At 68.3% G+C, this 26873-nt stretch carries 20 protein-coding genes; 10 read left to right on the top strand and 10 right to left on the bottom strand.

The genetic code is table 11. The features are described from left to right. Positions 1 to 8 precede the first annotated feature (8 nt). The 3 genes from rfbA (ST3T6A_RS0107550) to ST3T6A_RS0107540 all read left to right on the top strand — a co-directional run bounded on the left by rfbA (ST3T6A_RS0107550) (position 9) and on the right by ST3T6A_RS0107540 (position 3026). On the top strand, positions 9 to 905 hold the full coding sequence (gene rfbA / locus ST3T6A_RS0107550; protein ID WP_019832306.1) for a glucose-1-phosphate thymidylyltransferase RfbA: 897 nt from the start codon (positions 9 to 11) through the stop codon (positions 903 to 905). Between the two features lie 13 nt (positions 906 to 918). Continuing rightward, positions 919 to 2013, top strand: coding sequence for a dTDP-glucose 4,6-dehydratase (gene rfbB / locus ST3T6A_RS0107545; RefSeq protein WP_019832305.1), 1095 nt, complete (start codon positions 919 to 921; stop codon positions 2011 to 2013). A gap of 122 nt (positions 2014 to 2135) precedes the next feature. Beyond that, positions 2136 to 3026, top strand: coding sequence for a hypothetical protein (locus tag ST3T6A_RS0107540; protein ID WP_019832304.1), 891 nt, complete (start codon positions 2136 to 2138; stop codon positions 3024 to 3026). Here ST3T6A_RS0107540 and ST3T6A_RS19595 read toward each other — a convergent pair. Next, positions 3023 to 5044, bottom strand: a complete 2022-nt coding sequence (locus ST3T6A_RS19595) for a hypothetical protein (protein ID WP_019832303.1) — start codon at positions 5042 to 5044, stop codon at positions 3023 to 3025. The genes ST3T6A_RS0107540 and ST3T6A_RS19595 overlap by 4 nt on opposite strands. 201 nt (positions 5045 to 5245) lie before the next feature. On the opposite strand from ST3T6A_RS19595, the gene ST3T6A_RS0107530 reads away from it, so the two are divergent. Genes ST3T6A_RS0107530 through ST3T6A_RS0107520 form a run of 3 tightly spaced genes read left to right on the top strand, consistent with a single transcriptional unit; the run spans position 5246 to position 11101 of the window. Further along, on the top strand, positions 5246 to 6361 hold the full coding sequence (locus tag ST3T6A_RS0107530; protein WP_019832302.1) for an acyltransferase family protein: 1116 nt from the start codon (positions 5246 to 5248) through the stop codon (positions 6359 to 6361). Positions 6362 to 6400: 39 nt separating this feature from the next. Then, on the top strand, positions 6401 to 9034 hold the full coding sequence (locus tag ST3T6A_RS20790) for a class I SAM-dependent methyltransferase (RefSeq protein ID WP_019832301.1): 2634 nt from the start codon (positions 6401 to 6403) through the stop codon (positions 9032 to 9034). A 9-nt stretch (positions 9035 to 9043) separates the two neighbouring features. Continuing rightward, positions 9044 to 11101 carry a glycosyltransferase family 4 protein gene (locus ST3T6A_RS0107520; RefSeq protein ID WP_019832300.1) on the top strand — a complete coding sequence of 686 codons (2058 nt, stop codon included), beginning with the start codon at positions 9044 to 9046 and terminating at the stop codon, positions 11099 to 11101. Here ST3T6A_RS0107520 and ST3T6A_RS0107515 read toward each other — a convergent pair. Next, positions 11098 to 12609 carry a hypothetical protein gene (locus tag ST3T6A_RS0107515; protein ID WP_026359518.1) on the bottom strand — a complete coding sequence of 504 codons (1512 nt, stop codon included), beginning with the start codon at positions 12607 to 12609 and terminating at the stop codon, positions 11098 to 11100. The genes ST3T6A_RS0107520 and ST3T6A_RS0107515 overlap by 4 nt on opposite strands. 98 nt (positions 12610 to 12707) lie before the next feature. Here ST3T6A_RS0107515 and ST3T6A_RS0107510 point away from each other — a divergent pair, with 98 nt between their 5' ends. Continuing rightward, the gene (locus ST3T6A_RS0107510) at positions 12708 to 14012 is read left to right on the top strand and encodes a glycosyltransferase family 4 protein (RefSeq protein WP_019832299.1); all 1305 of its coding nucleotides are present in this window, start codon (positions 12708 to 12710) and stop codon (positions 14010 to 14012) included. Here the strand turns inward: ST3T6A_RS0107510 and ST3T6A_RS0107505 are convergent. Genes ST3T6A_RS0107505 through ST3T6A_RS0107490 form a run of 4 tightly spaced genes read right to left on the bottom strand, consistent with a single transcriptional unit; the run spans position 14009 to position 19195 of the window. After that, positions 14009 to 14545: a D-glycero-alpha-D-manno-heptose-1,7-bisphosphate 7-phosphatase gene (locus ST3T6A_RS0107505; RefSeq protein ID WP_019832298.1), complete on the bottom strand. Its 537-nt coding sequence runs from the start codon at positions 14543 to 14545 to the stop codon at positions 14009 to 14011. The genes ST3T6A_RS0107510 and ST3T6A_RS0107505 overlap by 4 nt on opposite strands. Then, positions 14542 to 16002: a D-glycero-beta-D-manno-heptose-7-phosphate kinase gene (rfaE1, locus tag ST3T6A_RS0107500; protein ID WP_019832297.1), complete on the bottom strand. Its 1461-nt coding sequence runs from the start codon at positions 16000 to 16002 to the stop codon at positions 14542 to 14544. Before rfaE1 ends, ST3T6A_RS0107505 begins: the two co-directional genes overlap by 4 nt. Next, entirely contained in the window at positions 15999 to 17135 is a 1137-nt protein-coding gene (locus ST3T6A_RS19580; protein WP_157602569.1) for an AGE family epimerase/isomerase, read from the bottom strand. Before ST3T6A_RS19580 ends, rfaE1 begins: the two co-directional genes overlap by 4 nt. A 26-nt stretch (positions 17136 to 17161) precedes the next feature. Continuing rightward, the gene (locus ST3T6A_RS0107490; protein WP_019832295.1) at positions 17162 to 19195 is read right to left on the bottom strand and encodes a glycosyltransferase family 9 protein; all 2034 of its coding nucleotides are present in this window, start codon (positions 19193 to 19195) and stop codon (positions 17162 to 17164) included. A gap of 290 nt (positions 19196 to 19485) precedes the next feature. Here ST3T6A_RS0107490 and ST3T6A_RS0107485 point away from each other — a divergent pair, with 290 nt between their 5' ends. The 3 genes from ST3T6A_RS0107485 to ST3T6A_RS0107475 all read left to right on the top strand — a co-directional run bounded on the left by ST3T6A_RS0107485 (position 19486) and on the right by ST3T6A_RS0107475 (position 23449). Continuing rightward, on the top strand, positions 19486 to 20148 hold the full coding sequence (locus ST3T6A_RS0107485) for an ABC transporter ATP-binding protein (protein ID WP_019832294.1): 663 nt from the start codon (positions 19486 to 19488) through the stop codon (positions 20146 to 20148). Positions 20149 to 20297: 149 nt separating this feature from the next. Beyond that, positions 20298 to 21407 carry a polysaccharide biosynthesis/export family protein gene (locus ST3T6A_RS0107480; RefSeq protein ID WP_157602566.1) on the top strand — a complete coding sequence of 370 codons (1110 nt, stop codon included), beginning with the start codon at positions 20298 to 20300 and terminating at the stop codon, positions 21405 to 21407. A gap of 170 nt (positions 21408 to 21577) precedes the next feature. Beyond that, the gene (locus ST3T6A_RS0107475; protein ID WP_019832292.1) at positions 21578 to 23449 is read left to right on the top strand and encodes a M10 family metallopeptidase C-terminal domain-containing protein; all 1872 of its coding nucleotides are present in this window, start codon (positions 21578 to 21580) and stop codon (positions 23447 to 23449) included. Here the strand turns inward: ST3T6A_RS0107475 and rfbB (ST3T6A_RS0107470) are convergent, their stop codons facing one another. The 4 genes from rfbB (ST3T6A_RS0107470) to rfbA (ST3T6A_RS0107455) are packed head-to-tail and all read right to left on the bottom strand — an operon-like array spanning position 23450 to position 26796. Further along, the gene (rfbB, locus tag ST3T6A_RS0107470) at positions 23450 to 24523 is read right to left on the bottom strand and encodes a dTDP-glucose 4,6-dehydratase (protein WP_019832291.1); all 1074 of its coding nucleotides are present in this window, start codon (positions 24521 to 24523) and stop codon (positions 23450 to 23452) included. Beyond that, on the bottom strand, positions 24516 to 25373 hold the full coding sequence (rfbD, locus tag ST3T6A_RS0107465) for a dTDP-4-dehydrorhamnose reductase (RefSeq protein WP_019832290.1): 858 nt from the start codon (positions 25371 to 25373) through the stop codon (positions 24516 to 24518). The genes rfbB (ST3T6A_RS0107470) and rfbD overlap by 8 nt, the downstream gene beginning before the upstream one ends. After that, positions 25370 to 25915, bottom strand: coding sequence for a dTDP-4-dehydrorhamnose 3,5-epimerase (gene rfbC / locus ST3T6A_RS0107460; RefSeq protein WP_019832289.1), 546 nt, complete (start codon positions 25913 to 25915; stop codon positions 25370 to 25372). Before rfbC ends, rfbD begins: the two co-directional genes overlap by 4 nt. Further along, entirely contained in the window at positions 25912 to 26796 is an 885-nt protein-coding gene (gene rfbA, locus ST3T6A_RS0107455) for a glucose-1-phosphate thymidylyltransferase RfbA (RefSeq protein WP_019832288.1), read from the bottom strand. Before rfbA (ST3T6A_RS0107455) ends, rfbC begins: the two co-directional genes overlap by 4 nt. Positions 26797 to 26873: the final 77 nt, after the last annotated feature.

Raw genomic sequence — 26873 nt, 5'->3', positions numbered from 1 at the left:
GACTAGTCATGCGACGTGGGATCATCCTTGCGGGCGGCTCCGGCACCCGGCTCCATCCGCTGACGCTCACGGTGAGCAAGCAGCTCATGCCCGTCTTCGACAAGCCGATGATCTATTATCCGCTGTCGACGCTGATGCTGGCGGGCATTCGCGAGATTCTCATCATCACCACGCCGGAGGATCAGCCCTCCTTCCGCAAGCTGCTCGGCGACGGGCGACAATGGGGGCTGGAGCTGAGCTACGCCGCCCAGCCGCGCCCGGAGGGCCTCGCGCAGGCCTATCATATCGGCGCGGACTTCGTGCGCGGCGAGCCTTCCGCGCTGATCCTCGGCGACAACATCTTCCATGGCCCCGGTTTCGGCAGCCTGATGGCGCAGGCCGACGCGAAGACCGAGGGGGCGACCGTGTTCGGCTATCCGGTCAGCAATCCGTCGGCCTATGGTGTCGTGACCTTCGACGACAACGGCCACGCCGTCGCCATCGACGAGAAGCCCGCCCACCCGCGCTCGCAATATGCGGTGACGGGCCTCTATTTCTACGACGGCCGCGCCGCCGATCTCGCCGCCTCGATCAAGCCTTCCGCGCGGGGGGAGTTCGAGATCACGGACCTCAACCGTCTCTATCTGGAGGCCGGAGCGCTCGACGTGCAGTTGCTCGGGCGCGGCTTCGCGTGGCTCGACACGGGCACCCATGCCTCGCTGCACGAGGCCTCCTCCTATGTGCAGGTGATCGAGCAGCGGCAGGGCCTGCGCATCTGCTGCCCGGAGGAGATCGCCTGGCGGCAGGGCTTCATCTCGGATGCCGAACTCGAACGCATCGCGCTGCCGCTGCGCAAGAGCGGCTATGGCGACTATTTGCTCCGCCTGCTCCAGACGGGCGCCGCGCCCCTGAGCCAGGTCGCCTGACGGAGACCGCATCATGAAGAGCCTCCTCGTCACCGGTGGCGCCGGGTTCATAGGATCGAACTTCGTCCGCCACTGGCGCCGCAGCTTCCCCGGCGACCGCATCCTCGTGCTCGACCTGCTGACCTATGCGGGCAACCTCGCCAATCTGGCCGGCGTGCCGGATGTGGGCTTCGTGCGCGGCGACATCGCCGACGCGGCTCTGGTCAGCAGCCTGATCGACGAGCACGCCATCGGCACCATCGTGAACTTCGCGGCGGAAACGCATGTCGATCGTTCGATCTCGTCGCCGCAGAGCTTCCTGCACAGCAATATCCTCGGCACGCACACGCTGCTCGAATGCGCGCGGGCGGCGTGGGCGGATGCGCTGGAGGGCACGCGCCGCTTCCATCAGGTCTCCACCGACGAGGTGTTCGGCAGCCTCGGCATCGACGATCCCGCCTTCCACGAAGGCACGCCCTTCGCGCCCAACTCGCCCTATTCGGCGAGCAAGGCGTCGGCGGATCATCTCGTCCGCGCCTATCATCAGACCTACGGGCTGCCGGCGACCATCTCGCATTGCTCGAACAATTACGGGCCCTATCAATTCCCCGAGAAGCTCATCCCCCTCTTCGTCATCAACGCGCTGAAGGGACGGCCCCTGCCGATCTACGGCGACGGGCTGAACGTCCGCGACTGGCTGTTCGTCGACGATCATTGCCGCGGCATCGAGCTGATCCTCACCGGCGGCCGCGCGGGCGAGAGCTATTGCATCGGCGGCGGCTGCGCGCTGCCCAACATGCAGATCGTCGACACGCTCTGCGCCACCATCGACGCGCTGTTCGCCCGCGATCCGGGCCTCGCCGCGCGCTACCCCGACGCCCCCGCCGCGCAGGGCCGCCCCACCGCCTCGCTCAGGCGCTTCGTGCCCGACCGGCTCGGCCATGACCGGCGCTACGAGATAGACGACGCCAAGATCCGCCGCGAGCTGAGCTATGCGCCCGTCCACGATTTCCGCTGGGATTTCGCGACCACCGTGCGCTGGTTCGTCGACCATCCCGAATGGTGGCAGGGAATCGCCGTTGCCGCGGACGCTCGCCCGGAAACGCCCGCCCACGCCACGATGGGGTGATACATGGCCGGAAACGCGCTCGCACAGGAAGCACCGCCGGCCCCCGCCCCCGCGCGCCATGGCGCGCCCGACGAGCATGGACCAACTGGCTGCGGGATTTTCCCGCCCGCACCGCCTTCAAGGTGACGCGCCTGGGCCCGGTGAGCCGGATGCTCGCCTCAGGCTACCGTCGCGCCGTCGCCAGCCATCGCCGCATGTTGCCGGCGCTGTCCCCCGCCGACCGAGCCATCGTCGAGGCGCTTGAGCGCGACGGGATCTACATCTCCTCGCTCGATTGCCTGGGGCTGCCGGATTCGCGCGAGGCGGTGCGGATCGGGCAGACGCTCGCGGCCGAGTTCGGCGCGGATGCCCATCGGCAGGCGGCGGGCGGCATCGAGTTCAACATGGTCCCGCCCGAGCGGATCGTCATCAATCCGCGCATCTTCGCCTGGGGGCTGAGCGACCGGCTGCTGGACATCGCCGAGGCCTATCTGGGCGTGCCGGCGGCCTATGACGGGATGCAGATCATCTACACCGTCGCCGACGGCCGCGAAATCTCGACACGCCGCTGGCACCGCGACTGGGAAGATCGCAAGATGCTCAAGGTCGCGATCTATCTGAACGACGTCGATGCGGAGGGCGGCCCGTTCGAGGCTGTCAAAGGCCCGCGCCGGCTGGAGGGCGACGAATTCTCCTATGATCTCATGACCGACGATGACCTCCGCCGCATGTTCGGGGAGGAGTTCGCCGATCGCGTGACGAGCTGCACCGGGCGAACCGGCACCGTGATCTTCGTCGACACCGCCCGCCAATATCATCGCGGCCGCCCCGCCACCGGCACGGATCGGGCAGCGATCTTCTACAGCTATTTCGCCAAGCGGCCCCGCCATCCCTTCTTCTGCGAGCGCTCGGGCCTGTCCCGTCAGCAGATCGAGCGGCTGTCCCGCCATCTGAACCCGCGCCAGCGCGCCGCCGCCCTGTGGCGCCGGAGCCTGCCGGTGTGGCTGCGGCTGATCCCCTCGGCTCGGGTCTAGGCCTCGAAGGGCCTCACGCGCCGGTCGATCGTCAGCCAGGGCGCGACCTCGATCGCTTTCGCCGTGGCCGATTCCAGCCGCCACCCGCCCTCGACCTCCACGAACCCCGCCTTCGGATAGACCGGGTGGCAAGGCTGGTTATGCTCGGTAGGGCGAAAGGCGCCGGTGAGCGCCTGCCCCGGTCCCGCCAGCCGCCGCGCCTCTTCGAGCAGCGCGCGCTCCATGCCGAAGCCGAACGCCCGGCAGCTCAGCACGAAGACGGGGAGGCAGAGCCCGCCCTCCGTCCGCTCGACCAGCAGAACGCCGATCGTCCCCATCGGCCCGAAGCGATCCGCCGCCTCCCCGATCAGGACGCGGACATTCCCGCGCCCGATCCGCTCCTCGATCCAGCGCCGGGTGACGCGGCTGCCGGCCATGTTGAACTGATTGGTGCGGTTGATGAGCGTGGCCGCGCGCTCCGCATCCTCCGGTCCCGCCTCGCGGATGGTGAGGAGGAGACGGAGCTGCGCATAGAGCCGGTCGCGCTGGGTGGCGTCCATCTCGGCCTCGGCCGTGATGAAGCGCTGCCTCTCGTCGCGCTGGCGGTAGAAATCGGTGCGATCCGCGCCCGGCCGGGCCGGAAGCAGATCGGCCCACAGATCGAGCAGACGCCAGTTCCTCGGGTCGGCTGGATCGAGCGTCAGCGCCGTGGGGAATCGCTCCCCCGCCTCGCGACCGTCGAGGATGACGAAGCTCTTGAGCTTGAGGTTGAGGTGCCCGGCGATGCGCTCGACATCGGGCTGATGCGAGGCGAAGTCCTCCGGCGCCAGCCCTCGTTCCGCCATGGGCCATGGCGAGCCATCCTCCGCCCTCGCCGCCAGGATGATGCCGCGCTGCTTGAGCCGCAGCAGGGTCGCCTGCCGGCCGGGATGATCGCGAAGCGTGTCGCCGGGATCGCACGCCACCAGCTTGCGGCCGAGAAGCCGTCCCGCCACGGTCAGCACATCGCGATAATAGGGCGCGAGCAGCGCGCCGAACACCGCCGGATGCTGAAGGTCCGAGCGATAGAGATAGCGCCCTGCCGCCCAAAGCCCATGCTCGCCGACGATCGCCTGTTCGTCGAGCAGGTGGAAGACCTGCCCCCGAGCCGTCCGCTCGGCCACGCGCTGCGTGAGCGCCGCGTTGAACTGCCGCGTTACCCGCCGCAACATCGGCAGCAGCAGTCGCCCGCGCACCCGCTCCTTCATGCTTTCCTGATGGCGGATCAGCGGCACCGGCTGGTGGACGAGGATCGGACGGTCGAACAGGTCGGCCAGCGCGTCGAACGTCCTGAGCGCCTGCTCCACGGCGGCGTCCGCATGATCGAGCCGGGTGGGCAGATGCAGCAGGCCGGGCGTGCGCTGGAGCACGCTATAATCACTCGGCAGGGCGTAATTCAGCGGGCTGTAGCAGACGATGTCGAACGGTTCGTCCGCCAGCCGGCCAAGCGCCGTGCGGACATCCACCGCATCATGCGAGGTCACGAACGTCGGCCGCAACCGCACCCCGTCGGCCAGCGCGGGGGCTGTCAGGAAGCTGATGACGTCGAGATAGAGGCAGTCGCCGACGAACAGCACCCGCACCTCGGCGGAGGCCCTGGCCGTCAGCGCATGCGCGACCACGTCGAACAGATCGTCGATCCGGCCCTGCGCGGCGGCGTCCCCGTCGAGCGCCTCGCGGAAGGCCCGCCGTTCGCCGGAGAGCAGATGCGCGACGCGGCGCTCATGCTCCTGCACGTCGACGGTGGGGTCATGAAGCTGCTTGGCCTTCTCCCCGATGTAGAGATGACGGTAATTCTCATCGCCCGTTGCGATGTAGCCGGCGATGTAATCGACGAAAGCGTGCGTCTCCAGCTCGACGAAGCGCCTGGGATCGTCCGCGAAGCTCCCGGCATATTTGGGCCAGTCCACGACCAGCGCGGCGAGCTTCCGCCCGATCGCGTTCCGGGCATGTCGCAGTCTTTCGGCCGGGGAATATTGTTCGATCGCCGCCGACGCCATTCAGCCCCTCGCCTCCGATCCATGACATTTCGACTACAAGTCGGACCGCTTATGAAACCACCGTTATATCCGGTCCCCGCATCGGTTGAATTCCACATTCCGACCGGGCGTTTGCAGTGGGTATTTCTCAGCATTGTTCCGATCCGCCCCGCCGGTACTATTCGATGGAATGGATCAAACGGCGTTGCGGCGCATGAAACCATGACCACCATGCCCCGGCCCCAGGCCCTGCTCGACGCCCAGCCGAGCAGGCTCGACGATCTTCAGATCCTGCGGGGCATCGCAGCGATGCTGGTGGTGCTGGATCATGCGATCCTCGCGGTCATCCCCTACGATCCCCGCTTTGCGCCGCTGCTCAATCTGGCCGGGACGACGGGCAAGATGGGCGTGAACATCTTCTTCATCATCAGCGGCTTCATCATGATGCACACGACGGAGCCGGTCAAAGGCCTGCCGCCGCGAAGCCGCCTGCGCCACTTCGCCTGGAAGCGCGCGAGCCGGCTCGTGCCCCTCTACTGGCTGGCGACGATCTTCATGATCCTGCTCGGCCTCGGGACAAGCGTGCACTACACGCCCCAGCATGTGCTCACCTCCTTCGCCTTCCTCCCCCATTTCGAGGACAGCACCGATCCGCGCATGATCCCGATCGTCGGCGTGGGCTGGACCATCACCTACGAGATGCTGTTCTACGCGATCTTCGGACTGTCGTTGCTGCTGCCGCGCGTGTTCGGGCCGCTGGTCTGCATCGCCGCGATCGCCCTGATGGTGGCGGCGGGCACGATCGGGCTGCACCATGTGCAGGGTGCCGAACTCCGCCGGCTGATCGCCTTCTATTCCTACAAGAACATGCTGTTCTTCGCGGTCGGCATCCTTCTCGCGATGGGACTGCGCCTCATCCCGCGCGTGGGTGGCCCTCTCAACCTGCCTGCCCAGCTCCTGCTCATCGCCTGCGCGCTGTCCGCCTACCGCCTGCTCGGCTTCCAGGATGGCGGCAAGGCGTGGGAGACGATCTCCTTCCTGACGTGCTGCGTCGTCGTGACGCTCGCTATCGCGGGCCCGCGGACGGATGCGCTGCCGGGCCGGCGGCTGCTTCTCCACGTCGGCGATGCGTCATTCAGCACCTATCTCTTCCACGCGCCGCTGATGCACGGGCTGGCGCAGCTTTCCGCGGCGCTGCTGGTGCGGGGCTGGGGCGGTCCGTTCATCGTCGTGGCGGGCCTCATCTGCCTCGCGATGGGATCGCTCGTCCATCTCGGCATCGAACTGCCGCTGACCCGGCTGGTCCGCGAGGGCGGCGCGCGCTGGAAGGCAGCCTAGCCGGCTTCTCTCCGCCCGCGGCTTCGCTATAGGGATGGCATGGCCGCCCAACGCCCCTTCCCTGCCTTCGACCCCGGCTATTATCGCGCGCGCCACGCCGGCCTCGCGCTCGAAACCGACGCGGCAGCCTCCCTCCATTATGCGGAGACTGGACGTGCCGAGGGGCTGGTCGCCTCCCCGCTGGCGGAGCGGGAAGCCATCATCGACATCGCCCGCACGCACGGCTCGGTGCTTGAGATAGGCCCCTTCTGCAATCCGCTGCTCACCGGCGAGAGCGTCGAATATCTCGACGTGCTGGATGCCGACGGCCTGCGCCGCCGCGCCGCCCAGCACAAGCTGGATGCGTCCGGCTGCCCGCCCGTCATCCATTATGTCGGCAGCCTCGAACAGGTCGACCGCCGTTTCGACGCGGTCATCAGCAGCCATTCGGTCGAGCATCAGCCGGATCTCGTGCGCCATCTGGAGCAGGTGGCCCGCGTGCTCGACGAGGGCGGGCGCTATTATCTCATCATCCCGGACAAGCGCTTCTGCTTCGACCATTATCTGCCCGAAAGCTCGATCGCGGACGTCCTCGCCGCCTATCGCGAGGCCCGGCAGGTCCACAGCCTGAAGAGCGTGATCGAACACGCCGCGCTCGTCACCCACAACGACGCCGCCCGCCACTGGCGCGGGGACCATGGGCCTCAGCGAGACGCGGACTTCGCCGATCGCATCGGCCGCGCGCTCAAGGATCATGACGACGCCGACGGCGGCTATATCGACGTCCACGCCTGGCAGTTCACGCCCGCGAGCTTCCGCGTCGTCATCGAGACGCTGCGCGATCTGCACCTCACCGCCTTCGACATCGAAGAAATCTACGATACACCGCGAGACCGGCAGGAGTTTTGCGCCATTCTTACCAAGCATCGGGCCGAGCGCCTCACCCCCTTGCCGCATCACGATGCCGAGGTGCTGTTCCTCCAGACGGCAGACGCCTTCCGCTATGCGCCGATGCTGGCGGTCACCTCGATCACCGTCACCGAATATTGCCGCCGCCACGGCTTCGCCTATGAGAGCTTCGTCGGCCTGAAGCGCGGCGCGTGGAACTGGCAGGCGACCTACAACCGCATCGCGCAGTACAAGGAATTGCTGGATCGCGGCTTCACCGGCTGGGCCATCTATCTGGACGCCGACGCCTATATCCAGGATCTCGACTTCGACCTGCCGCGCTATCTGGCGGACAAGGGCGATCGTGGCGCGATCTTCGCGACCTCGGGCGTCACCGGCGAGCATTGGGACGTGAATGCCGGCGTCGCCTTCATCAACCTCGGTCATGAGCAGGGGCGGCAGCTCGTCGAGAGCTGGTGGCAGTCCTTCGCCCAGTTGAGCGACGAGCGGCTCGAAGAGGCCCGCGAGTGGCTGGATGCCGGCAACGATCAGGATCTGCTGCACCAGATCCTCCGCCATGATCGGGAGGTCGCCGGCGCCACGCTCGTCGAATCGATGGATTTCATCAATTCGATGCACGCCCGCTTCATCCGGCAGCATCTGCGGGCACAGGCGGACAATTTCGAAACCCGGCTGCGCAATATCGTCGATCATATCCGCGCGGTCCTGCTCTATGACGGCAGCCCGTCGTCGATGGCGGCCAGCGAGATGCTTCCGGGTGACCCGCGCGGGCAGGCCCAGCTCCTGCATCCGCTGATGCGGCCCTGCCGCCTGATCGAGCGCCCCGTCCCCGCTCCCCGAGCGGACCTTGCCCACAAGGCGATCGAGGCGTGGCGCTCGGCCGGCGTTCACCCCGTCCCGCCCTCCTTCCAGACCGCCTTCGCCGCCGCCCTTGCAGCCGGCGATGAGGAGAGCGTCGCGGTGGAACTGGCGCAGCTCGGCCGCGCGGAGCTGGCGCAGGGCTTCTTCGGCGGCAAGCGCCAGCATCTCCGCATCGCGCGCGATGCGGTCTTCGGCCGCCAGCGCGCGCAGAAGACCTATGACGCGCTCGTCTCGCTCGCCGAGATGGTGGGCGCACTGCCCCTCGAAGACCCGGATGTCGGCGGCTGGGGGCAGAACGCGCTGCTCAAGCCGGCCGATCTCTTCGCAATGATCGAGGAGCATCTGGGCGTCGATCTCACGCCTGCCCCCCATGTCGGCGGCTATCTGGGCATCGAGGTGGGGCGCGGCATCGTGCTCCATCTCCGCATGGTGGAGGCGATCTACACCGCATGGCGGCTGCGGGAATGGACGACGCTGGTCGGCGGCGATCGCGTGCTGGAACTGGGCGGTGGCGCGGGCTGGACGGCCTTCTATGCCCGGCGGCTGGGCCTCAACGCCTGGCGCCTGCTCGACCGTCCCGAGATGAACGCGGTGCAGGCCTATCTGCTCGGGGAGACGCCCGGCGCGCTCCCGCCGCTGTCGCTCGACCGGATCGGGGAGATCGCCCCCGGCTCGATCGACATCGTGGTGAACGAGGACACGCTCGCCGGGACGGATGCCGAGACGGCCCACCGCTTCCTCACGCAGGCGGCCGGTCTGGGCGCGCGGGCGATGCTGAACCTCAATCGCGAGGCTTCGGGGGACGAGCCTCGCCCGGCCGCCGGCAAGCTGATCGCCGACGCGGGTTTCCGGCTGGCCCATCGCCAGCGCCACGGGCTGCGCGCGGGGTTTGCGGAGGAACTCTTCCTCGCGCCGCGTCGCTGAGGACCGGCCATGTCACGCGTCGCGGACATCCCCTGGTACATGCTGTCCGACATCGAGGAGCAGGAGGCCGCTCTGGCGCGCGATCCCGGCGATCCGCTCGGCTGGGTGGAACTCGGCCGCCTCTGGATGCGGGAGGGGAATTTCCTGCGGGCCGAAGCGGCCTTCACGACGGCGATCGGGCTCCATCCCGATCTGGTGGCCGCCTATCGGGGCCGGGCGGAGGCGCTTCGCCACATCGCGCCGGCTCGCAGCGCCGAGGATTTCGCGCATTGCCGGGCGCTCGGCTGGCAGCCCGAAATCGATCCGGCGGAGAGGATCGCACGCGCCGGCGTTCCTCCCGTCGAGGGCACGGTCTACGCCGATCTCACCGACATGATGCAGTATCTGGCCGGCAACACTGTCCCGAGCGGCATCCAGCGCGTGGTCGGCAACATGCTGCGGCAGGCCGTGCAGGGCAGCGTCGCGGAGGCAGGGCGGATCGTCCCCGTCCTGCCCGATTTCGAGCGGGGCGAGCTTTACGCCACCGACATGAGCCTCGTGCTCGAACTGATCGATGCCGTGGAGGTGCGTCACGGCGCCCGCGCGGAGCTGGACCCCCTGCTGGAAGCGATCCGCGCCTCGCTCGTCCCGGTGGAGCCGGCGGCGGGCGATATCTTCCTCGTGGTCGGCGCCTTCTGGATCTTCCCGGATTATGATCTGCTGAAGACGCTCCGGGATCGAGGCGTCGCCGTGACGGTCTTCATCCACGACATCATTCCCGTCAGCCACGCGGGCTATGCCGAACCGGCCGCCAGCGAGGTGTTCTGCCGCGCGCTGGTCGACATGCTGGAGGTGGCGAGCTTCGTCACCACCAACTCGGCTTTCGTCGCCGCCGAGGTCCGCCATGTTCTGCGCGAGCAGATGGCGCTCGACACGCCTGTCGTCGCCGTCCCGCTCGCGACCGAGCTGGCGCTGGCCCCGCCCGACCCCGATCAGGAGGCGGCGCTGCGGGCGGGATATCCGGGCGGCTATGTGTTGTGCGTCTGCTCGATCGAGGGCCGCAAGAACCATCTCTATCTCGCGCGGCTGTGGGACGCGCTGATCCGGTCCGGGCGGACGGCCGTGCCGACGCTGGTGCTGGTCGGCAAATGGGATCGCAAGTCCGAGGATTTCCGCGATTATCTGGAACGGACCGGCCATCTCGGCGGCAAGGTGCGCATCCTGTCGGGAATCTCCAACGCGATGCTCGCGAGCCTCTATCACGCGAGCCGCTTCACCATCTTCCCCAGCCTCATCGAAGGCTGGGGCCTGCCGCCGGGCGAGAGCCTGATGCTGGGCAAGGGCTGCATCGCCTCGGCGACCAGCTCCATCCCCGAAGTGGGCGGCGATCTGATCCGCTACATCGATCCGCTCGACGTCTCGACGGGGTTGGCGCAGGTGACGCGGCTGCTCGACGATCCGGCCGAGCTTTCCGCGTGGGAAGAGGACATCCGCGCAAGATTCCGCCCGCGTTCATGGCAGGCGTTCGCAGCGGACCTGCTCGGCGTGACGCGGCGGCTCGCCGCCTATACCGCCACGCGGAGGCCGCACGCTCACGCCCGGCTGGCGGCGGGCGAGATGGCCGTGGTGGGTGCCGAGGATCTCGCCGCGGTCGCCGGCGCGGGGCGTCCGCTGCGCACGGCACGCATGGCGCGAGCGGCAGGCTGGCACGCCCCGTCGGCGGACGGCGTCTGGTCCAGCGCACCGCAAGCCACTCTGCGCTTCCTCGCAATGGATTGCCGCGCCGGTGATCGGCTCCGCCTGATCGTCGAGCTGCGCCGGGCGACGGGCTCCGCTTCGATGTGGATCAGCCTCGACGCCGGCATGGGCGAGACGACGCCCGTGGAGCTGGATGAACGGCTCCAGCGCTTCGAATGCGATGCGCTTGTCGGCGAAAATGCCGTGGTGGAGCTTCGCCTCCGCACCGAGGGAGACCCGGCGCACCAGAATGGGCAGACGGTCCATGCGCTGCTGTCGCGGATCGGTTTCCACGGCCCCGACGGGCGGGGGCGGCTCGCTCTGGCGGAAGAGGTGCTGATCCCCGCCTAGGCGGCCCGCCCGATCACCTCCAGCAGCGACCAGCGCGCCGCATGGTCGCCTTTCTCGACAAGGCAGAACCCCGCCACGCCGAGCGACACCGGATAAGGCCTGCGCCCCATGCCGAGATCGGCGGGGACGCCCTCCTGCCGCGCGCCGCGCAGGAAGAGCCTCAGCACGCCGTCGCGCGCCACCGGCACGTCCATCGCGATCCATTTGTCCTCGCCCGCGCGGACGATGCCCTCGATGCGCGGCAGGTTCTCGATCTTGAGCACATAGCCGCAGTCGCTATGCGGCAGCCCTCGCAGCCGGAAATAGAGGCGCGGCGTGCGGGCGCCCTTCGGCAGCCGGACGGCCAGCTCGCCGCCTTCCGCGAGCGTCCAGCAACCATCCGCATCGGGGACGTGCCAGCCCTGCCCGGCACGGAAACCCTCGCCCGCATCCTCCAGCGCATACCATTGCCCGAAACGCGCCTCGGCCACCGGGCCACGGATCGTGCTCCACCCGAAATCGGCGACTTCGGCCACCCAGCCCGCGCCGAACGACGTCCCCCTCACCCTCTCCGGCTGCAACGCCTTGCAGAGCGCGAGCAGCGTCCCCCGCGCGGCATCCGAGCCGACGAAGAAACCCGACGCATGGTCCACCGCCCTGGCAAGCCATCCGACCGACGGCAGCGGTCCGGGCAGGCATATCCGATAGGACAGGCCGAGCCGGCGCTGCATCGCCCGGATGGACAGGAAATAATTCCCGAGCCGCATCGGCGCACCGAGTCCGATCAGCACGCCGCCGGGCGGGAAGGTGACAGGCTGCGCGGCCATCAGCCTCAGTCGCGCATCCATCCGCTCGGCCGCGTCCGCCGTCCCCTCCCATCCGAGCAGCGCGCGCCGCGTCCCGGGCGGCACCTCCACCCAGTCGTTGCGGTCCACCGTCAGGCAACAGAGGCTAACGCCGGTTCCCGTTTCCCGCAGCAGGGCGAGCTGCGCCCGCACAGCGTCGTCGGGAGCATCGTCATGCAGCCAGCGATCGATCAGATCGGAAATGTCGAGGGCGACCGCCGTCTCCGCCGGTGGCTCGACGTGGAGCATCTCGCGCAGAACGGCATGAAGCTCCCCGCCCGGCGCGCGCGCCAACATATCCGCCAGCTCGATCACGGCTTCATTGCGCGCAGGCTCGGCCAGCGCCGCCCGCGCCAGAAGACGCACGGCCTCTTCCAGCCCAGCTCGCTGCCGGGCGTTGCGGCCGAGGATCAGGAGCGGTTCCGCCCAGTCCGCCCGACTGTCGGACGCCGCCCTATAGGCCGCCTCCGCTTCGCCCTCCTCGCCCAGCTCGCTGAGCATATGGCCGAGCTGCACCCAGATATGGGACAGCGCGCCATCACGGGACAGCGCCTCGCGATAAGCATCGGCGGCCTCGCGCCATTGGCCGGCCTCACGGGCGCGGTTGCCCCGGACGATCAGGCGTTGGACAAACCAGGTGACGCGGATACCGGCGCTTTTGTGGGTCTTGAGCGCGAAGGCCATGCGGGGGCTTTGCCAGCGCGCGGAAACCCTGTCCAGCCGCGCCCTTGCGGGGCCACGCAAAGCTGCCTAACCGATCGAATATCGCCAGGGGACGCGTGTTGGACAGGCTCAGGATCGGCATCGACGGCTATAATCTCGCGATGCACCGGGGCACCGGTGTCGCGACTTACAGCCGTGCGCTCGCCGACACGCTGCTGGAGGCCGGGCACGGCGTCGAAGGCGTGTTCGGGCTCTCCGTCGGCCGCTCGCCAGCGACACGGGAGACCCGCTTCGTCGAAGCGCTCCGCCGCCACCATCCCAAGCCGCTCAACCGCCGCGACGCCGCCCGGCTGATGCTGAAGGCCGCAGCCCCGGCGCTCAAGGCGCGCGCTTTCGACGTACCGCTGGGCGGCCTGATCGCGCGGGCCGATTTCCCGCAGCGCCTCCCCGCCTTCTCCCGCCTGACGAGCGTGGCCGACCTGTTCATGGTCGCCAACCGGCATTTCAAGCTCCACGGCCGCTTCGTCACGCTGGAGATGGAGAACCCGCCCGAGATCATGCACTGGACCTATCCGGTGCCGATCACGCTCAAGGGCGCGCGCAACATCTATACGCTGCATGATCTGGTGCCGCTGGTGCTGCCGCACACCACGCTCGACATGAAGCCCAACTATCGCCGTCTGGTGCAGCGCTGCGTCGACGAGGCCGCGCATGTCTGCACCGTCTCGGAGGCGAGCAAGCACGACATCGTGGAGTTGCTCCACACGCGATCGGACCATGTCACCAACACCTATCAGACGTCGCTGCCGCCTGTGGTGGAGGCTTCGGAGGAGCCGTTCGGCGGACCGCTTCCGGGGCTCAGGCCCGGCGGCTATTTCCTGTTCTTCGGCGCGATCGAGCCCAAGAAGAATGTCGGCCGGCTGATCGAGGCCTATCGCTCGCTCAGGACCGGGACGCCGCTCGTCATCGTCGGCCCGCGCGCATGGCAGAGCGAGGTGGAGCTGGCGCGCCTCCCCGCCCATGGCACGCTCGACGGCCCGGCGGGCGAGCGGATCGTCCAGATCGACTTCCTGCCCCGCGCCGAGCTGCTGCGGCTGATCCGCTCGGCGCGGGCGGTGCTGTTCCCGTCGCTCTACGAGGGGTTCGGGCTGCCGGTGCTGGAAGCGCTGCAACTGGGCGCTCCCGTGCTGACCTCGACGGCCGGCTCGCTCCCCGAGGTGGCGGGCGACACGGCGGTGCTGGTCAATCCGCTCGACGTGGCGGCGATCGCCGAGGGGATGCGGGCGCTCGACAGCGATGAAACGCTCCGCCGCCGCCTCTCGGAAGACGGCCCACGGCAAGCCGAACGCTTCGCGCCCGAACCTTATCTGCGTCGTCTGGAGGCCATGTACGCGCACGTCATGGCCACCACCCGGCCAGGCTAGGCCAGGATCAGCCCCGCCGCCTCCACGAGCGTCGCGCAGACGGGCACGCCCTGCGCGCGCATCGCCGCCTCGTCCTTCCGGCCATGGCCGGTCGTGACGAGAATCGACCGCGCGCCCACCGCATCCGCCAGCCCCACATCGGAGCTTTTGTCCCCGATCACCCAGCTCCGGGCGAGATCGAGCCCCAGTTCTTCGGCCGCCTGTCTCGCCATGCCGGGGCGCGGCTTGCGGCAATCGCACTCCTCATCCGGCGCGTGGGGACAGAGATACCAGCCGGCGATGACGATCCCCTCCGCCGCCAGCAATTCCGCCACGCGGGCGTTGACCGCCTTCGCCGCCATCAAATCGAAATAGCCGCGCCCGATGCCCGACTGGTTGGTCAGCACCGCCAGCACGAAGCCTGCCTCCGCCAGCGCGCGCAGCCCTTCCACCGCGCCCGTCTCCAGTTCGACCAGCGCCGGATCGCTCAGATAGTCGCGCTCGACGATGATCGTGCCGTCCCGGTCGAGCAGGACGGCCGGGCGGCCGCTCACTCCGCCGGAGCCTGCGCGCGGGCGATGATGCTGCTGGTCGAGCGCCCCGGCACCAGATCGAAGGTCACGACCTTGCCGCCGCGCGCCTGCACGATGTCATGGCCGACGACCTGCTCGATCGTGTAGTCCGAACCCTTCACCAGCACGTCGGGCTGGAGCGCCTTGATGAGTTCGTAGGGTGTGTCCTCGGCGAACATCGTCACCGCGTCGACGAAGCCGAAGGCGCCGAGAATCTGCGCGCGGTCCGCCTCATGGTTGATCGGCCGCGTCGGCCCCTTGAGCCGGCTCACCGAGGCATCGTCGTTCACCGCGACGATCAGCCGGTCGCACTGCGAGCGCGCGAACTCCAGGATCTGGATGTGGCCGACATGGAGGATGTCGAAGCAGCCATTGGTGAAGCCGACGGTCAGCCCCTCGCGCTCCCACTGCGCGCGCAACCGCGCGGCGTGCGCCTGCGAGACCACCTTGAGCTGCGAGGAAACCATCCCCGCGCGGCTGAGGCGGACCAGCTCATCCTCCAACTCGGAGCAGGAGACCGTCGCCGTGCCATGCTTGCCGACGACCAGCCCCGCCGCCGCATTGGCGATCCGCGCCGCGTCGGCCACGGCCATGCCGCCGCCGAGACACAGAGCCAGCGTCGCCACCACCGTGTCGCCTGCGCCGACCACGTCGAACACCTCGCGCGCGCTCGCCGGGAGATGCGCCACCGCGCCGTCGCGGCCGATCAGCGACATGCCCCGGCCCGCGCGCGTGATGAGCATCGCGTCGATATCGGCATCCGCCAGCGCTTTCGCGCCGGCACGCTCGGCGTCCTCGTCCTCGTGGATGGCGATGCCGGTGGCGTCGCCGGCTTCCTTGGCGTTGGGGGTGACGACGCTCGCCCCTGCATAGCGCGCCAGCCGCGCCGACTTGGGATCGACCACCACCGGCACGCCCGCCTTGCGCGCCACAGAGATCACCTCGGCGATGAGCGCGTCGGTCAGCACGCCCTTGGCATAATCGGAGAGCACGACGACCTGATGCTCGCCGATCCGCTTCTCGACCTCGGCGACGATCTCACGCGCGGCGGCGTCGGCGATGTCACCGGGCTCCTCATGATCAACGCGGAGCAGATGCTGCCCCTGCGCCACGAAACGCACCTTCTCGATCGACGGCCGCGCCGCATCGACCACCAGCACCGGATCGATCCGCCCGCATTCGGAGAGCAGCGCGCGCAGCTCCGCCCCCACCGGATCGTCGCCCACAGCCCCGATCAGCGTGCAGCGCCCGCCGAGCGCCGACACGTTCCGCCCGACGTTCGCGGCGCCGCCGGGCACGCTCTCGGTCGCCTTGCGGAGCACGATCGGCACCGGGCTCTCGGGCGAGATACGCTGGACGCTCCCCTCGACGAAACGGTCCAGCATCACGTCGCCCACGCACAGGATGCGGATCGTCGTGAAGTCGGGCAGGTCGGTCATGCGGGGCTCCGAACGGGGTCGAGCAGCGGCAGGAAGCCGGTCATGATGTGGTAGAAGGAGGAAGCCGGCGCGGGCTCGTCGATGAGCGTGCCGTCGGCATCGATCCGGTCGCGCCACAGGCCCTTGACCGGCACGTCGAGATAGCGGCGCAGCGTCGCGAGGCTTTCGAGCGCGGCGGCCTCGCCCTCGCCCGCCGGCATCTCGTCTGCAAAGGTGAGCATGGTGCGCAGCCGCTCGGTCTGCGCCCAGAGGCGCGCCGAGCCGTCGACCACGCCGCCCGCCGCGTCCACCGAGAAGATGGCGCGGCCGCCATGGATGCCGTGACGCTCGCCAAAGCGGTACAGACGCTCGGAGGCCTCGCGATGCTCGCCGCCCAGCGCTCTGCCCGCGCGGTGCAGGAGGAAGGCCCATTCGAACTGGTGCCCCGGCTCGCGCAGGCCGCCGTCGGGGCCGGGCGCGAAACGCCAGTCGCCATCATAATATTCGCCGACCGCGCCCGTCGCCGGATCGATCAGCCGTTCGAGCGCGAGCCCGACGATCGCCCGCGCCTGCCGCTCGAAGCGCGGCCCGCCGCCCGCCTCGACCCACGCCAGCAGCGCCTCCAGCATGTGCATATGCGGGTTGGAGCGCAGCGGCAGGCGACGTGGGTTCGCCTCCTCGAAGCCGCGCTCGAGGTGCGCCCACAGCGTCTCCAGCGTGTCGAGCAGCGCCTCGGCGCGCTCCAGCAGCATCGCCGGACGTCCCAGCGCCGCATAGGCCGACGCCCAGCCGAACAGCACGAAAGCCTGATCGTAGAGGTCCGGCGTCTCGACATGCGGTGCGCCGTCACGCGTCACAGCCGAGCGGAACAGCCCATCCTCACGGGCGTAGGCGGCCTGCATGAAATCGAGCCCGTGCATCACAGCATCACGCCACGGGCCGTCCCAGCCCAGCTTTCCGGCCTCGGCATAGACGAAGGCCTGCCGCGCCTGCACGCGCAACCGCTTGGGGCTGTCGACGGGGCGGGCCTGCTGGTCCAGCCGGTCATGGAAGCCGCCATATTCCCGGTCGGCGCCCGATTGCCACCAGAGCGGCAGAGCGGCGTCCAGCAGCCACTCGCGCGCCCAACCCTTTGCCTGGCCCAACTCGTTCACGCCTGTCCCCTCACGCTGCGCACGCCTCACAGATAGGGGCGCGCGGCTTCATACACTTCGTCCACCCCGATCGAGCGCACACACACCGCGTCGCGCCCGCAGAGCTGGAGATCGTTCAGGCCGCAGCCGGTGCACGGCATCCGCTTGGAGACGATCACGCCCTCGCTGTCCTGCCCCCACTCGTTCCAGTTGAGGCGGTCGACATGGACGCTGACCGTCGGCACCCCGCGCGTGGCGGCGAGATGCTTCGGCCCGGAATCATTGCCTACCATCAGGCGCGCATTCGCCAGGATGGCGTCGAAGGCGCCGGCATCGAGCCCGTGGAGGAAGTGGATGCGCTCGCTGGCCACCGCGGCCGGGCGCGAGGGATCGGCGGGATCGTCCCAGAAGATCGCGACGTCGTGCGCCGTCCCGGCAACGATCCGCTCGGCGAGCGCGAGATAATGCTCGCCGGGCCAGCGGTTGATCGCATGGCGCGCGCCGGTGTGCAGCACGACATATCCTCGCGGCGAAAGCCCCTGCCCGGCCAGCACCGCATCCCCGCTCGCGACGCGGATGACGGGCGGACGCCTTGGCGTCACGGCGACGGCGAGCGCCTCCACCAGCGTCAGCACGGTGGCCGCGTGGGAGAGCTTTTCGAGCTGGTTCACCTTGTCGCGCGAGCGCAGGCCGATGCCGAAGTCGAGATAGGTGAAGCGATCCGAGTTGAAGCCCACCAGATAGGTCGCGCTGCTGAGCAGCAGCAGCGGGCGCGTTTCGTCGCCGGGGCAGAGGTCGATCGCAAGATCGAAATGCGCCTCGTCGAAATGGGCGCGGAGCCGCTCCTCCTCCTCGACGGGCAGATGGCGGCGCTCCGTCTCGGCATTGTAGGGAAGCGCGACGGTCACGACCTCCTCGGCCAGGCCCGAGGCCTCGATCACCGCGCGCACGCCCGGCTGGACGAGCATGGTGACGCGCGCCTCCGGGAACAGCTCGCGCAGCCGCGCCACGGCGGGCAGCGAGGCCGACACGTCGCCAAGCTGATCGACGCGCACCGCGAGGATGCTGCGGATCGGCCGATCGAAGAGCGAACGCGCGGCGGGGCGCAGCTCGGCCGGCGCCGAGACGACGGCCGTATCCGGGGCCTGCCCGTCCGTGGGGGACGGCACGAAGCTGTTGGACGAAGCGAGATCGGTGCCGAGTTCGCCCACCTCGATCACGTTGACGAACAGCCCGTGCGAGGGAACCCACCGCCCCGCTTCCACGCTCAGCCAATGGCGGCCGCGCGGCAGCTTCGCGCTGTCGATCCAGGCGTTGAGGACATGGAGGCGCAGCTTCGCGCCGCCACGCTCCACGGGCGTGACCGGCACGGTGGCGATGCATTGCTTGGCGGCGCCATCGTCGAGGTGGATCTCCACCGTCTCCAGCGGCACGGGCGAGACGATCCGCGCCCGGATCGCGACGACGCCGGCCAGCAGCGGCTCCTGCACGCCGTCCCGATCCATGGACAATGCGCCCACCTGATCGAGCACGACCGAGGGATGGACGTTGCCCCGCGCGCGCACCGCGCGATGATCGGTGCGCCCGAGCGCGCCCAGCCAGTTGCGCTCCCCCTCGCTCTCCAGCTTCAGGCGGTTGGGCAGCAGCCGCGCGGTGAGCGCGGGCAGAGGCGTGTCATCCTCGTCGCCGATCAGCTCGCCGGGGCCCTCGGCCATCGCATAGGGCAGGATGGTGGTGCCCGCGAGGCGGTTGGCGTGAGCGATCTGCTTCATCGCCTCGGGCCGATGCTGGCTGCCGCGCACCGAGCTGTACGCCTTCACCGCGCCGCGATAATCGCCATATTCCTTGAGGCAGTTGCCGATCTGGATCTTCAGATCCTCACGCCACGGCAGCCATTCCAGCCCCCGGCGATAGCCGATCACGGCCTCGATCCATTCGGACTGGGAGCGGAACGTGTCGGCGCGGCGCACATGCGGCCGGCCGATCCACAGCCGCACCGGCTTGGAAGCGGCCGCCAGCATACGGGCGAACGGGCCGTCGGCGGGCGCGCGGCGGCGCCCCTTTGCGATCGGAGGGCTCATTTCGCGGCCCGCGTCGCGCGGCGCGCCCGCCGCGAACCCGCGCGGCCGACTCGATCCGGATGAGCCAAGCCAGGGCCACCGATGGCGATACGCGACAGAGTCAAAAGCCTGTGTTCCAAGAAGATCGTGCTATGGTCTGTCGCCTACACGGGCCTCCGGCGAAGTGCAATTCCGGCTTTGCGGGCGGACTCCGGGCGGGATTGAATGCCATCTACCGATCCGGGCCAAAGCGCTGTAAACGCCGTCCGGCCCGGCTGAGGCCCGGCGCGCGTGCACACCCAGGACGAACGATGATCAGGCTCCAGAACGTATCGAAACATTACCATCTGGGGAAAAGCGACAAGATCGTCTTCAGCAATCTCGACTTCGAGATCCACAAGGGCGAATCGATCGGCATCTGCGGCGCGAACGGCGCCGGCAAGTCGACGCTGCTCCGCCTGCTCGCAGGCGTGGAGCGGCCGACCAGCGGCAAGGTGACGCGCAGCATGACGACGAGCTGGCCGCTCGGCTACACCAGCGCGTTCCAGAGCAGCCTGACCGGTGCCGACAATGCGCGCTTCATCTCGCGCATCTACAACCGGCCCGAGCAGGAACTGCTCGCCTTCGTCGATGATTTCGCGCAGCTCGGCCAGTATCTCTATCAGCCGGTGAGCACCTATTCCGCCGGCATGGCCGCGCGCCTCGCCTTCGGCGTGTCGCTGGCGATCGAGTTCGACTGCTATCTGATCGACGAGGTCACCGGCGCGGGCGACGAACGCTTCCGTGCGCGTTCGGAAGAGGCGCTGATGGCGCGGCGCGACAATGCCTCGCTCGTCATGACCTCGCACGACCCCAACACGCTGCGCGCCTACACCCGGCGCGGGGCCGTGCTCTATGGCGGCGCGCTCGTCATGTACGACACGATCGAGGAAGCCTGCGACGTTCATCACCGGCTCCAGCTCCGCGGGCTCTGAGCTGCCTCAACAGACGCTGGCGCGGAACGGCTTTTCTGGTTAAGCGGAGCGCAACTGTGGCCATGTTCTGGCCCGGAGCGGGGCAATGGTCGCGTAAGGGAATTGGGCTTTCCATGAAGAATGTTGTGACGGCTCGGACGGGCCTTGGCATGCTGCTGGCTTCGACGGTGGCACTGGGGGGATGCGCCACGCTTCCCACCAACGGCCCCACGGCGCATCAGGTCCGCAAGGGCGCGGAGCATAGCCAGCCGCCGCTGAAGTTCGAGATCGTCGACATCACGCCGCAGATGGTCGAGGCGCTGCGCGCCGAGGACCTCCAGCTTTCCAGCAAGGTGCCCACCCTCGCGCAGCTTGCCGAGGATCGCCCCGTCGATGCGGTCGGGCCCGGCGACGTGCTCGGCATCGGCATCTTCGAAGTCGGCGTCTCGCTCTTCTCCTCGCGTTCGCTCGGCGAGGGTTTCGACCCCTCCGCCCACCCGCAGCTCTTCCCCGACCTCACTGTCGCGGCGGACGGCACGATCAACCTGCCCTATGCCGGCCGGCTCGAGGTGGCGGGCAAGACGCCGCACGAGATCGAGCAGATGATCGACCGTGCGCTGTCGCAGAAGTCCCAGAACCCGCAGGCGATGGTCACGGTGAAGGAGAATGTCAGCAACGCCGCTTTCGTCAGCGGCGAGGTGGGCAAGCCCGGCCGTTTCGAACTGGACCTGACGCACATCCGCCTGCTCGACGCCATCGCGCAGGCCGGCGGCAGCAAGAACTCGTCGGAAGACACCGTCATCCGCTTCTCGCGCGGCGACCGCGTCGTCGACGAGCGGCTGGGCTTCATCCGCGCAGGATCGGCCGACGATCTGGTGCTGGTCCCCGGTGACCGCATCGAACTGATCCGCCGCCCGCGCAGCTACACCGTGTTCGGCGCGACCGAGAAGGCCTCGCAGGTGTCGTTCGAGACGGGCGCCGTGTCGCTTGCCGAGGCGATCGCGCGCTCGGGCGGCCCCAACGATGCCTCGGCGGACGCGTCGGCCATCTATCTGTTCCGCTATGACGGGATCCCCGATTCTGCCGATGTCGGTGCGCCCAAGGTCTATCGCCTCAACATGCTGAACCCCGCGAGCTACCTGCTCGCCCAGCGGCTGGAGATGCGCGACAAGGACGTGCTCTACTTCGCCAATGCCGCCTCGAACCAGCCGTCCAAGCTGATCGGCATCATCAACAACCTCTTCTCGCCGTTCGTGACGGCCCGCGCGATCTCGCGTTAAACTTTAGTCGGAGGGGCGCGCGCCGGCCGCTCCTCCGCCTATTGTCAGGGCGCGTTTCCTGCACGGCTCAACGCTACGCTAAGATCTTCTCAACGGCTGGATCGCTATGAAAACAAGGCGGTCCAGGTTTCCCTGCGGCTGGCCGGTGACAGGCAGAGTGAGCCCGCGCGATGGCAGCGATCAACGCAGATCAGAACACCGAACTCACCTATATCACCGGCATCACCGACACGGGTCGGATAGCCGCCACCAGCTTCGATACATGGAACCGGAACTCCCCGGCGACCTACGGCACCACCAGCTACGAGGCGAAGTGGGGCACGCCGGCCGCGGGCACGGGCGCCACGATCACCTATATGTTCGACCCGGCCGCGCACTGGACGACGACGGAGCAGAACGCGTTCATCGCCACGATGCACCTCTGGTCGGACGTCGCCAACATCACCTTCGTGCAGGTATCGAACTCGGCATCAGCGGACATCACCCTCTCGCGCGGCTCGGACGGCACCGCGGAAGGCGGCATCAACGATCTGTATCCGGGAGCGATCGGCTCGGCGTCGCTGGGCCGCGCCGACACTGCCAACATCACGATCGACACCAGCGTCGCGGGGTTCGGTCCGCTCGGATCGACCTTCTCCAACTATGGCGGCTATCCGTGGCAGGTGCTGCTGCATGAGGAAGGCCATGCCCTCGGCCTCGGCCATGCCGGCCCCTATAATGACGGCGACACGAGCACCACCCCGCAGCTCACCCAGTACGACTCCCGCGCCTGGTCGATCATGTCTTATGTCGACAGCGGCTCATTGGCGGTCCAGACCGTCCCCTCCACGCCGAGCGGCGGCTTCGTCTGGGGATCGTCGCAGTCCAGCAACGGCGGCTATTATGCCAATGTCTCGACGACATGGATGCCGCTCGACATCCTCGCCATCCAGCGCGTCTACGGCGCGCCGGTGGATTCGCCGCTCAGCCACGGCGGGCAGGTGTTCGGTTTCCACACCAACATCGCAGGCGACACCGCCCAGTTCTTCGACTTCACGGTGAACACCCGCCCCATTGTCACCCTGTGGGACGGCGGCGTCGGCAACACGCTCGACCTGTCGGGCTTCAGCGCCGCCTCGACCGTCAGCCTGGTGCAGGGGACGTTCAGTAGCGCGGCCGGCCTCGTGAACAACATCGCCATCGCCTATGACACGCGGATCGACACCGCCATCACCGGCCCCGGCAACGACATCATCCATGCCAACGACAACAGCGACGTTCTGATGGGCGGCGCGGGCGCCGACACGCTCTATGGCGGGGCGGGCAACGACCATATCTACGGCAACGCCTCCACCACCACGCAGGGCAGCACGGATGGGGCGGACATCATCTACACGGGCGGCGGCACCAACTATGTGAACGGCAATGCCGGCAACGACACGATCATCAGTTCGGACGGCGACGACCGGCTCTATGGCGGCGCGGGAAACGACCGCATCACGGCCGGCAACGGCTCCGACCATATCAACGGCAATCTCGGCAACGACGTGATCCAGGCCGGCAACGGCAACAACATCATCCTCGGCGGCCAGGGGGACGACCTCATCACGGTCGGCAGCGGCGACAATATTCTGGAAGGCGATCTCGGCAACGATGTGCTCATCGCCGGCACCGGCGTCGACATCTTCATCGGCGGCGGCGGACCGGACCTGTTCGTCTTTTCGTCCGGCGACGCCTCGACGAAGATGAACGGCTATTGGGACGAGATCAGGGACTTCGCCGGCGGCAGCGACAAGATCAACGTCGGCCACACCATCTCCACCGTCCTCCATGCGGCGCAGGCCTTTGCCGATGCGACCAGCGCCGAGGCCTATGCCCAGACGCTGATGACCGCCGCCGCGAACCTGTCCGACGCGGTCGCGCTTCAGGTCGGCTCGGACACCTTCCTGTTCTACAACGACATGGGCATCAGCACGGTGATCACCGCCGGCATCAAGCTGGACGGCTTCACCAGCTCATCGCTTTCGGCGTCGGACTTCACCAGCGCCACCACCCACCTGTAATCAGGCGGCGCCGAGCTTCGCCCGCTCGATCAGCGGCTGCCACCAGCCGGGATTGGCGAGATACCAGGCGAGCGTCATGTCGAGGCCGCCCTCGAAGTCGTAGCCCGGCTCGTAGCGCAGCTCGTCGCGCGCCTTGCGCTCGTCGATGGCATAGCGGCGATCGTGGCCCTTGCGGTCCTCGACATAGGTCATCAGCTCGGTCGTCGAGCGGCCCTGCGCGGCGGGCGCGTCCGGGAAACGCTCCGCCAGCGAGGGATCGGCCGCGAAGGCCGCATCCACATGGGCGCAGATGCGACGGACCACCTCGATGTTGGGCAGTTCCTGCCCGCCGCCGATATTGTAGGTCTCGCCCGGCTTGCCGTTGCTGAGCGCGAGGTCGATGCCCCGGCAATGATCCTCGACATGCAGCCAGTCGCGCACGTTCATGCCGTCGCCGTAGATCGGCAGGTTCCGGCCGTTCAGCGCGTTGATCATGAACAGCGGGATCAGCTTTTCGGGGAATTGGTACGGCCCGTAATTGTTCGAGCAATTGCTGGTCGTGACGTCGAGCCCGAAGGTGTGGTGATAGGCCCGCACCAGATGGTCCGCCGAGGCCTTGGACGCCGAATAGGGTGAGTTGGGCGCATAAGGCGTCGTCTCGCTGAACGCCGCATCGTCCGGCCCGAGCGAGCCGTAGACCTCGTCGGTCGAGACATTGTGGAAACGGTGCGGACGCCCCGTCCCCTTGTCGAGCCACACGGCACGCGCCGCCTTCAGCAGGCTGTGCGTGCCGAGCACATTGGTGTCGATGAACGCATCTGGCCCGGAGATCGAGCGGTCGACATGGCTCTCCGCCGCGAAGTGGACGATCGTGTCGATGCCCCGCTCGTCGAGGAGCTTCGTCACGAGATCGGTGTCGCGGATGTCGCCGACCACCAGCTCGGCGCCCGGTACGTCGGCGATATTCTCGCGATTGCCGGCATAGGTCAGCGCGTCGAGGACGACGATCTCCCCGCCCGGTGCCTTCTCCTGCCAGTAGCGGACGAAATTGGCGCCGATGAACCCAGCGCCTCCGGTGACGAGCAGCTTAGCCATGGGCCTGGATCTCTTTCAGCATCGTGCGGAGCTGGACGCGCCAGTGCGGCGCGGGACCGCCCAGCGCCGCATAGGTGTCGCGCTTGTCGAGCACGGAATAGGCAGGACGCGTCGCCGGCGTCGGGAAGTCGGCGGTGGCGATGGGGACGATGGGCACGGCGGTCGGCAAAAGCCCGAGCGCCAGCGCCTCCTCCTGGATCGCCACCGCGAAGTCGTACCAGCTCGCCACGCCCGCGTCGGTGTAATGATGGATGCCGCACGCGCCCTGCCCCGCCAGCGTCCAGAGCGCGGCGGCCAGGCCGGGCGCATAGGTCGGCGTGCCGATCTGGTCGGCGACGACGCGCACCTCCGGGAGCGTGCCCATGAGGCGGAGCATGGTCCGCACGAAATTATGGCCCACCGGGCCATAGACCCACGCCGTCCGCACGATCAGCGCTCCCTCGCCGGCAAGGCGCTCGCCTTCCAGCTTGGTGCGGCCGTAGACAGAGAGCGGGTTCGGCTGCGCATCCGGCGCATAAGGGCGGCTAGCCGTGCCGTCGAACACGAAGTCGGTCGAGACATGGACGAGCCGCGCGCCCACCGCCCGCGCCTCTTCCGCAAGGATGCCGACGGCAGTGGCGTTCACCCGATGGGCGGCCTCCTCCTCGCTCTCGGCGCGGTCCACGGCGGTGTAGGCGGCACAGTTGAACAGTACGTCCGGCCGCACCTCCTCCAGCGCGACGCGCACCGCCGCCCGATCCGTGATGTCGAGATGCTCGACGTCGCGATCGATGACCGTGACGCCTCCAGGCACGCACCCCCGTAGCGCATGGCCAAGCTGGCCGTTGCCGCCGGTGATCAGCGCCTTCACGCAAAGGCCTCGATGCGATCGAGCGGCAGGCCCGCCTGATCCTTGGCCGAGATGACCGGCTCGATCCCTTCGAGTGGCCATTCGATCGCCACCGCCGGGTCGTTCCACGCAAGACTGTGCTCGGCGGAGGCATCATAAGGCGCGGTGCATTTGTAGAGGAAGTCGGTGTCGTCCTCGAGGCTCAGGAAGCCGTGCGCGAAGCCCTCCGGCACCCAGAACATCCGCTTGTTCGCCGCCGACAGCTCCACGCCCGCCCAGCGCCCGAAGGTCGGCGAGCCGCGCCGGATATCCACCGCCACGTCCCACGCGCGGCCCGAGGTGACGCGCACCAGCTTGCCCTGCGGACGGGGGTTCTGGAAGTGCAGGCCGCGCAGCACGCCCTTGCGCGAGCGGCTGTGATTGTCCTGCACAAAATGGAGGTCCAACCCCGCCTCGGCGAAGCGCGCCGCGTTCCAGCTTTCCATGAAGAAGCCGCGCTCGTCGCCGAACACCTGCGGTTCGATGATGAGCGGGCCGTCGATGCCGACGGGCAGGACTTTCATGCCAGGTCCGTCCTTCGTTCGAGGAGGTCGAGGAGATAGGCGCCATAGCCGCTCTTGCGCAGCGGCACCGCGAGGCGTTCGAGCTGGGCATCGTCGATCAGGCCGGTGCGCCACGCAATCTCCTCGGGGCAGCAGACCTTGAGGCCCTGCCGCTCCTCGGTCACGCGCACGAAATGGGCGGCGTCGATCAGCGAGGCGTGCGTGCCGGTATCGAGCCACGCGAAGCCGCGCCCCATGATCTCGACGGAGAGCGTCCCCTCCTCCAGATAGCGGCGGTTGAGGTCGGTGATCTCCAGCTCGCCGCGCGGCGAGGGTTTCAGCGCACGGGCATATTCCGACGCGCGGCCGTCGTAGAAATAGAGCCCCGTCACTGCATAGCGCGAGCGCGGCTGGGCGGGCTTCTCCTCGATGGTCTCGGCGCGGCCGTCCTTGTCGAACGACACCACGCCGTAAGCGGTCGGATCGTTGACATAATAGCCGAACACCGTCGCCCCGCTGTCGCGCGCGGAGGCCTTGTGGAGCATCTCGGGCAGGCCGTGGCCGTGGAAGATATTGTCGCCGAGGATCAGCGCGGAGGGGCCGCCGTCCACGAATGTCTCGCCGATATGATAGGCCTGCGCGAGGCCCTCCGGCTCGGGCTGGACGGCATATTCGAAGCGCATCCCCCATTCCTCGCCGCTGCCGAGCAGAGCACGGAACGCCGCCTCGTCGCCGGGCGTGGTGATGATGAGGATTTCCCGGATGTCCGCCAGCATCAGCGTCGACAGCGGATAATAGATCATCGGCTTGTCGTAGACCGGCATGAGCTGCTTCGAGACAGCCCTGGTCAGCGGATAGAGCCGCGTGCCCGAGCCCCCGGCCAGAATGATACCCTTGCGCACAGACGCCCTCCCTTACAGCGCAGGTCGATAGGGGGAGCGGCGCGCCACAGCAATAGAACGATTGGCGGTGGGCTTTT

Origin of the sequence: Sphingomonas sp. PR090111-T3T-6A, assembly GCF_000383095.1 — a bacterium.
Taxonomy (GTDB): Bacteria; Pseudomonadota; Alphaproteobacteria; order Sphingomonadales; family Sphingomonadaceae; genus Solisphingomonas.
This window is presented reverse-complemented; position numbering and strand designations above follow the sequence as displayed.